Consider the following 9,159-nt stretch of genomic DNA (forward strand, 5'->3'; position numbering starts at 1 on the left):
ATCTATTAATAATTTACAGAGATTTTAACATGTTTTAATTAAAAATCTATTTAGAAAAATAGACATTACACAGACTTAATTAAATAAAAAATGGAATATGATTTGCATTAGGATATTATCATGTTTATATACATGTGTATTAATAAAAAACATAAAATTAATATATTTTTCCTTAAAAAATTTAACAATAAGTTTTAAAAAATAGTTTTTTCTGTATTGTTTTTACAAATATTATATTACTAATATCTGAAAAACTATTTATTAAAATCCTCAATTAAATATCAATATGTTTGTGTGTTTACATATAAAAATGTTTTGTTATTTAGAGCTTGTAAAAAATTGTGGAGTTTTTCTTATATTAATTGTTTTATCATATTGAGTGCTAAATATCCTAATATTCTTTCTATTCTTATATGTTTTATTTTAATTTCATAGTATTTTATCTTACTGTATTTTATTCGGTTTTCTAAATGTTTATAGTATGAAATTATCTCCTCATGTATTCTGTGAGTCTGTTGACTTTTGGAATTATTTATTTGAATATTATTTCTATTAAAATTGATGTAAATTTATTTAATTTATCTAATACATTTTCAAATGATTTAAAAATTCCTCTTAAAAAATTTCAATAAACTTCAGTAATTTTTTTAATTTTATTTTTTTTATATTTTGATGTTTTTTGGGATTTTTTTGTTTATATTTAAATTTTCAGTAAAAAAATATTTATAGTTATTAAAATATGTATTTATCACTATATATAAAGCATATATAACTTAAACAATTATTTTATAAATAAACAGTATGCTAAATATACAACATTCATGACAGCTAATCCTGGACATCAAAAGTAAATGCACTTACGAGGAAAAAAAAGCTAAAACACATATACATAGTGGGGAATTAATGGTGCAATTTTGGAGATTTTAAATAGTTTTATCTTCATTTTTAATATAAAAATATTTAATCCTAAAATATAATTATAATTAATTTTAAAATAATAAAATTATGGATAAATAAAATTAAATTTCACATAAAATATTCAATAATTATAACAATTCACCATAAAAAAGCCAAAACTTAGTCAAATATTGAATCATATATATACATAGTGGGAAATCAATAGTACACTTTTGGAGATTTTAAATAAGTTCATTGTCATGTTTTTAATAAAAAAATATTTACATGTATTAGATTAAAACCATATATAAAATGTTTAATTCTAAAATAAAATTATATGATAATTTAAAAATAGAAAAATTATATATTAAATAAAATTAATTCCATATATAATGTTCAATATTTATAATAATTTTCAATAAAAAAAAAGTCCAAGGTTAATCAAATAGTTGAGCCACATATACATGGCGAGAAATCAATAGTGCAATTTTAGAGGATTTTAAATAAAATTTTATCTTCATTTTTTAATAAAAAAAATATTTATAGTTATTAAATTATAACCACATAGTAATTTGCATTCAAAAATTTTTAATTCAAAAAATAAAGTATATCCTAATTTTAAAATAATAAAATTATGTGTTAAATAAAATTAATTTCATATAAAATGTTCAATGTTTATAATAATTTTCAATAAAAAAAAGTCCAAGGTTAATCAAATAGTTGAACCACATATACATGGTGGGAAATCAATAGTGTAATTTTAGAGGATTTTAAATAAAATTTCATTTTCATATTTTAATTATAAAAAATATTTACATTTATTAAATTATAAACAACATAAGTCAAAAAATATTTAAGTCCAAAAGAGAATTATATCTAATTAAAAAATAATAAAAGCATATATTAAATAAACTTAAATTTCATAGAATATTCAACTATTTGAAATAATTTACCATAAAAAAAAAAAGTCCAAACTTAGTCAAATAATAGAATCATAGGGTTATGAAAAAGATATAAAAACTAATAGAATCAGTAAAAAATAAAAAAATAGATAAAATAGAAGCAGCAAAATTTTCGCACTTAGAAAACTTATCAACTTAAGAATTTTTAATATAATTTTCATGACAAAAATAAATAATTTTTTTATATATTGTAGATTCTGTGCAATAATTATTTTTTGCAAAAATAGATATTTAATTAAAATATGTTAAAATCTATGTAAATTATTAATACATGTTTTTATAAAAAAGTAACTATTTAAAAATAAATGTAATTAATAAATAACATATATTAATTTGTTAAATTCAAAATAAACTATTTTAAAAACTAATAAAAATCAAACATTTAAATAATTATTTTCACTAAATATCTATTAATATTAATTAAAATAGAATTTTATTAAAGAGTTATATTTATTTTTATAATAAAAGTTATTATAACTTTATAACTTTAATTTTAACCCAAACAACTAAATTAAAAAACTTAGATTTTCAAATTGATGCACAGTCTCTGTAGATAAAATAAAAGTCTACAATAGAAAATTTAGTACTTTTTCCTTAAGTTTACAGAAATGGGTATGTGCAATTTAAATTATAGTCATTATGAAACTTTTCAAATTTTTGATTTTGTTTAATTTAGTTTTATGATTAATTATTTATTAAATATCAAATTTTAAAAATTTTTAAATTCATAAAAGTTTATCATATACTGAAATCAAATGCCCAGTACTACACATAAAAAAAAAAAATATCTTGAGCATCTACATTATAAGTCGCCAAAAACTGAAAATTACTATTAAATACCCTGAATATAAAACATATAATTAATATATCACTTCAAATCTAAGAGTATAAAATTTAAAATATTAAAAAAAGAAATTAAAAAAAGATGAAGAAGAAGAAAAAACCAAATTCCAGAATGAAAAAAGATAAAACATTTTGAAATATGAAAAATAAATTAAAGAATTAAATAAAAAATTTTCTTAATCTGAAATAATATAATTTTTTTATATTTTTTTTATTTTTTCAATTGAAAGACCAGTATATTGTCTTATTTTTTCATAAGAAAGATTATCTTCTTTCATTTTACGAGCATTTTCTATTTTTCCTTCTTCTTTACCTATTTTCATTCCTTCTTCTATTCCTTCTTCTATTCCTTCTTCTTCTGCATAATGTAGGTGTCCAAGGTATTCTCTTTTCATTTGTTCTATTTTTTCATATTCCCTATGTTCTGATGGTGTTCGCATAACTTCTATTGCTCTGTTGTGTGCTTTTTTTATTTGGGAGTTCATTTTTACCACTTTTTTTTAGTATTTTTTTGTTAAGATTTTCTTGGTTGAAGTATATTAGCCATTGATGTAGTTCGTCGTTGTAGTTTATTTTGGTCTCACAGTTTTTAATATTTTGGATGTAGGTTTTTAAGTCTAGGTTTATGATTTTTAGTTTGTCTGTGTATACTTCGCCTTGTGAATTATTATCTGTTGTTTCTGCAATATTAAACTTTCGGTTGTATTTTTCACTTCTTGATATTTTGAATGTTGTGATTAGTATTAATGTGTATTTATTCACATTTTCTGGGATGAGTATTACTCCTTTTTTTATTGATCTAGAGAATTCGGAGGTTAAATAATGTAGTTTGTTTAGTTTAAAGTCTGGGGTCTTGAATTGTTGCATTTCTATTATGTAAATGTCATTATTTCCATCTTTGACCTTTAAATCTAGTATACTAATTTTTAATCCATCTATTTCTGGCATTAGTATTCTACTTTCTAATATTTCAATTGTTTTAGGATAGGGTTCTTTTTTTGCTTTTAAGTTTGCATTTATTAGTCCTTTGAGTTGCTCTTCACATCCTTCTTCTCCTAAGGTTTTTTTGAAGAGAAAGTCGTTTAAAGGATTGTAATCCCATGTATCATGATTTATTTTTTTTGCTTTCATGTTTTTTCCTTTCTTTATTGTCAAGTTTACCATATAATAGAAAAATAGCTATTGTTACTAAGTTTAAGAGAAAAACATAATTAAAAATTAATTAAAATATAGTTAATAAAATAATTAATAAAATAATTATTTTTCTCCATATAGTACTTTATTTTATTAAATACTATATAAAACTTGCTTATATTTGATAAAATTGTTTATTAAACTGATAAAATAATTATTAAAAATAAAAAAAGCATTAAAAAATAAAATATCTAATAAAAAATAAAAAAACATTAAAAAAATAAAACAATTATTAAAAAATAAAATACTGAATAAAAAAAAAGCATTAAAAAGCAAAATAATTATTAAATAATACAGTAAAATTAGGATTTATGTATTCTAAAATATTCTAATCTCAGGAATTTCAATAGATACATAGATTCTGAAATTTTTATTATAACTTTGTAAAAATTCTAGATAGCAAAAAACCCATGCTTTACAGTGTCATACATTATCTTAAAAATTAATTAAAATTAGAAGAAACTAAAACTTCTGGACCACGAATAATTAATAAATAAGCTATTCCATTTCCATCAAAGCTTAATCCTTCAAATTCTCTTTCACTGTTAAAAGTTGAATATCTAAAATCTTCTTTTCTTAATGTCTTATCATTTAATTTATCTAAAGGCAAGGAGTAAATAGCTCCATCAGAAACTAAATAAAGCTTATTATTTTTTTGATTAATGGCTATGGATTGAATAATGGTTCCAGGTCTGTTTTTAATTAAAGCCATTGGTTTTACTTCAACAATACCAGACTCATGTATTTTTCCCCTAATTATTAATGTATCTCCTTTAGGATTATTTTTACTTTTAATTATTTTCTCACTGTAAAAAAAACCATCCTCATCAAAAGCCAATGTATTAAAGCCATTTAAATATCTATTTAAATATTTAACCTTAAATTTATGTTCTTTAATTGGTTTTAATGTGTTTTTATTAATTTGTAAAACTTTTGTTTCATTGCCTTTAAAATCTGTATCATTAATCATCCACAAAGAATCTGTTTTTTTATCATAAGTCAATGATTGACCATGACCATATAAAAAATTTTCACCTATTTTAATTGATTTAAAATCCTTGTTGTTAGTGTCAATTGATTTAGATAAATTTGAATATAGTCCTAACTCTCTCAATGTTTCAATTGGATACTTATCTAAAACATTCATATCATATTTAACAATAAAGCCCAAATTTCTATTGTATCCAGAAGATGAAAAAATATAAAAGCTATTTTTATCTATACAAATTGATTGGCAGTTGTACCAGTACTGAGTTTTATTGATACCCCTATTAGGATTTGTACTACTCTTTAAATCAAGGTTGTTCCATCTATCTGGAAGAAAATACTTGGTAATAAATGTATATTTTGTAGAATGGTTTGTTTTAATTATGTTTGCTTGTTTTTCAATAGGATTATCATTTGAAAAGCCAAGAGATTTTGAAAAGTTATGTAAATATACAAATGGTGGTGCATTGTTATTATCCACAATCAAAATACTTTCATTTTCAGATAGATTCAAACTAATAGCAAAATAACTATGAACCAATCCTATTATTAGTAAAATTCCAACTATAATAAACACAATTTTTCTGTTCCTTTGAATTATTTCACCTGAAACTAAATAAAGCTAAATATAACTAAATAAAATTAAATAAAACCAAATATAACTAAATATAACTAAATGAAACTAAATAAAACCAAGTATAACTAAAATATAACTAAATGAAACTAAATAAAACTAAACATAAACAAATAAAACTAAATAAAAAAAAAGTAATTATATTATTTTATAAAATTTTTTTAAATATTTTTTAAATATCTTTTTATAAAAATAAAATAAAATTGAAGCTGTTCTGAATTATTAATACATTTTTAATATTTAAAATTTTTTCTAATTAAATTTAAGAATATATTTTTAAGAGACAAAGTACTAAATAAAATAAAAAAATAAAATAAAATAAAAAATCAAATTAATCAAAATTAAAAATCAAATAAAGATTTCTGAGACTTAGACTCTGTTTTTTTAGTTTCCTTTTTATTTTCAGTTTTTTTAAGCTTGTCCTTTGATTTTTTAGATTTGTTACCTTTTTTCTTATCATCAAAATGGATATTATCAGTATTTTTACTATTTATTTTACCATCAACAATTTTTGTATTGTTCCTATCTTCATTATTTCCTTCACTTAAAGAATTTTTGTATTTATTTTGAAGAGCAATGGCTTTTTTATATTCTAATTCTTTAACCAATTTTTTAGGTATCTTCTTAGTTCTAAAATGCTTAATTTCACTATCATCTAAACCAATAAAGTCTGAAAACTCCCATGCCCAGAGGTCATTTTTAAAAATGATTTCCATTAATGGAAAGTAAGAAATAGCTATTTGCTTTGAAACATGGCACTTTTTTGAAATTTTTTCAGCTATTTCATCTCTTAACTTTCTTTTTCCTCTTGATCTAGCCATTAAATTAAAAGCCATTGGTGATTGGATTTTAGAAAATTTCTTATATGTTTCTTTTTTACTTAAAGCTACACCTGAACCCATAAATTCTGATGCATATCTCCAGTAAGTATATTCTCTTGTTTGTCTTGCTTTTCCAAAGAAAAAATCTGCTTCACTAATCATTTCATATGCTTTTTTAATTTCATTTTTATTTGTGTACTCTCTTGGAATGTTTTCTGCAATATATTCCATTACAAGTGTTGGATCTTCATTTATGGAAAATAGAGCTTCTTTAACATGCTTCACATTTTTACTTTTTAAAACAGCAATTACAGAATCAAAAATATTAGAAGTATTGTCTTTGTACTCTAAATCATCTAAATCTTCCATAGTTAAAGAATTAGAATAACTAACCATAGCTTGAAAGGTGTTAATGGCTGAACGTAAATCACCATTAGATCTTTTTGACAATTCCTTTAATGCATCATTTTCCACTTCAATGTTTTCATTTTTTGCTATTTTTCTTAAAGCAACGGTAATTGTAGGAGATCTGATTTTAGGCATTTTAATAACTAAGCACTTTGTTTTAATAGTAGCTAATCGTTTAGAGTAAAAATCATTTGCCATCATTATAATTGGTTGTTTGGTGTTAGCCATTATTTTATTAATTGCTCTTGTTCCACCTCTATCATCGTTTCCTGAAATACCATCTATTTCATCAATAATTATTAGCTTGTGAGACTTTCCATAAAGGGACTGAGTAGATGAAGACTCACCAACTGTTTCCATAATAATATCGTAAGACCTTTTATCACTTGCATTTAGCTCTACAAATTCTCCTATTTCCTTAGCTATTATTAAAGCAAGGGTAGTTTTTCCAATACCTGCAGAACCAGTTAGAAGTAATGGTTTTTGGGCTTCATTGTTGTTCCATTTATTAATCCAATTTTTAATTTGGCTAACAGTATTTTTACTTCCAACAACTTCTTCAAAACTTTGTGGTCTATATTTATCTGTCCATAACATGTTTTCACATAAAACAAAATGATAAATTCAAAATATTTAAATAAAATTTTAAAAAATTATAAAAATATCTTAAAGTAACATTAAAATGAATAAAAATAATAAAAATAATGTAAAAATATATAAAAATTAATAAACATTAACATTAAGTAACATTAATTTAAAAAAAAAAAATTATAAAAATTGAGCCAAAAGAGCTTCAAGTTGAATACGTGGATTGGCACCTTCTCTGATTCTAAAATCTGCCTGAGCTATTTTTTCAATTATATCCATGTAAATATCATCAGCCATTTTTTCGCCCATGATTCTTTTTGTAACATCTTGATAAATCTGATTAACCATGTCTTCTCCAGATATTCCTTGTAAAACCATGACTTCCCTTAAAAGTTCTCTTGCACCCATAAAATCTCCACTTAATGCTTTAGAAACCATAGAAGAAACATCTTGCGGTTTTGCTTTTGAAATTACATCATAAATGTTTTCATCAGTGATTTTTTCTCCCATTGAAGCTGATGCCTGTAAAATATTTATTGCCTTTCTCATGTCTCCTTCAGCAAAATACACAATAGATTGAATGGCTGTTTCATCATATTCAAAACCTTCACTTTCAGTGACAAACTCCAATCTTTTTAGAATATCTTGACCTTTAATTGGTGCAAATCTAAAAATAGCACATCTTGATTGGATAGGATCTATAATTTTAGAGGAATAATTACAAGATAGAATAAATGAAGCAGTTTTAGAATACATTTCCATTTCACGACGAAGGGCGTGTTGAGCATCTTTTGTCATATTATCAACTTCATCTAAAAATACAATTCTAAGAGGAGAACCAACAGGTTTTAAACGACAAAACTCTTTAATATTTGTTCTTACTGTATCAATACCTCTTGCATCAGAAGCATTTAGCTCTAAAAAATTTGCCCTCCAATTATCACCTAAAATAGATTTAACAAGGGCAAGTGAGGTAGTTGTTTTACCTACCCCAGCTGGTCCTGTAAACATTAAGTTAGGCATGCTAGATTGGGTAACATATTTTTCTAATCTTTTAACAATGTGCTGTTGTCCTACTATATCTTCAAGTTTTTGTGGCCTATACTTTTCTACCCAAGGTCCTGCCATGATTTCACCAAACCATTTAAAATAAAAATCATTTAAAAATTTATTAATATTTTATAAAATTATTTATAAAAAACATCTATATCTTAAAATTTATTAAAAACTAGCTAAAATGTGATTGATAAATAAATAATAATTGAATTTATATTAATATTTCTGCAATATTTATATGAAACTTATATGAAATTTCTGTATTAAATAATTTTTAGCCATTAAAAATTAAGCATAATATTAGTAATTATAACCTATGTCAGTCAAAGTATATAATTTTAATGATTATTGTAAAATAAAAAAAAAATAAAAACAGAAAAAATTTATATAAAAAAAATGAAAATAAAATTATTTAAAAACATCAAAATTGTACTATTAATGCCCCACCATGTATATGTGATTCAACATTTAACTAAGTTTGGAATTTTCTATTGTAAATTATTCTGAATATTGAACATGCTATTAGAAACTTGAATTTTTTAATGCATAACTTTTCTATTTTAAAATATAGTCCCGAAAGAAAAGATTCTAATCAATAATTTATTTAAATATCAATCTATTTCATAAATGTAAGTTGTTATTGTCTTTAATTTCTAAAATAATCTTTAATAATTTTATTATTAAAAAAATATATATTATAGTTATTTAGATTGAGAAATAAATGAATATGAAAGTTTTTAAAAAATATCATTAATTATAAACTTTATTT

At 22.1% G+C, this 9,159-nt stretch carries 5 protein-coding genes; all 5 read right to left on the minus strand.

Annotation, left to right across the window (positions count from 1 at the left end):
* Nucleotides 1–2,902: 2,902 nt before the first annotated feature.
* On the minus strand, nt 2,903–3,187 hold the full coding sequence (locus MBCUR_RS09575; RefSeq protein ID WP_157077741.1) for a hypothetical protein: 285 nt from the start codon (nt 3,185–3,187) through the stop codon (nt 2,903–2,905).
* Nucleotides 3,120–3,833, minus strand: coding sequence for a PD-(D/E)XK nuclease family transposase (locus MBCUR_RS09580; protein WP_067092729.1), 714 nt, complete (start codon nt 3,831–3,833; stop codon nt 3,120–3,122). Before MBCUR_RS09580 ends, MBCUR_RS09575 begins: the two co-directional genes overlap by 68 nt.
* 505 nt (nt 3,834–4,338) lie before the next feature.
* On the minus strand, nt 4,339–5,460 hold the full coding sequence (locus MBCUR_RS09585) for a hypothetical protein (protein WP_067092731.1): 1,122 nt from the start codon (nt 5,458–5,460) through the stop codon (nt 4,339–4,341).
* 398 nt (nt 5,461–5,858) lie between these two features.
* A complete protein-coding gene (locus MBCUR_RS09590) occupies nt 5,859–7,343 on the minus strand; it encodes a replication factor C large subunit (protein ID WP_067092733.1) in 1,485 nt (494 codons plus the stop codon).
* Between the two features lie 171 nt (nt 7,344–7,514).
* Complete coding sequence (locus MBCUR_RS09595; RefSeq protein WP_067092735.1) at nt 7,515–8,462, minus strand: replication factor C small subunit; 948 nt, start codon at nt 8,460–8,462, stop codon at nt 7,515–7,517.
* Nucleotides 8,463–9,159: the final 697 nt, after the last annotated feature.

This window comes from Methanobrevibacter curvatus, assembly GCF_001639295.1.
GTDB classification, from domain to species: domain Archaea; phylum Methanobacteriota; class Methanobacteria; order Methanobacteriales; family Methanobacteriaceae; genus Methanoflexus; species Methanoflexus curvatus.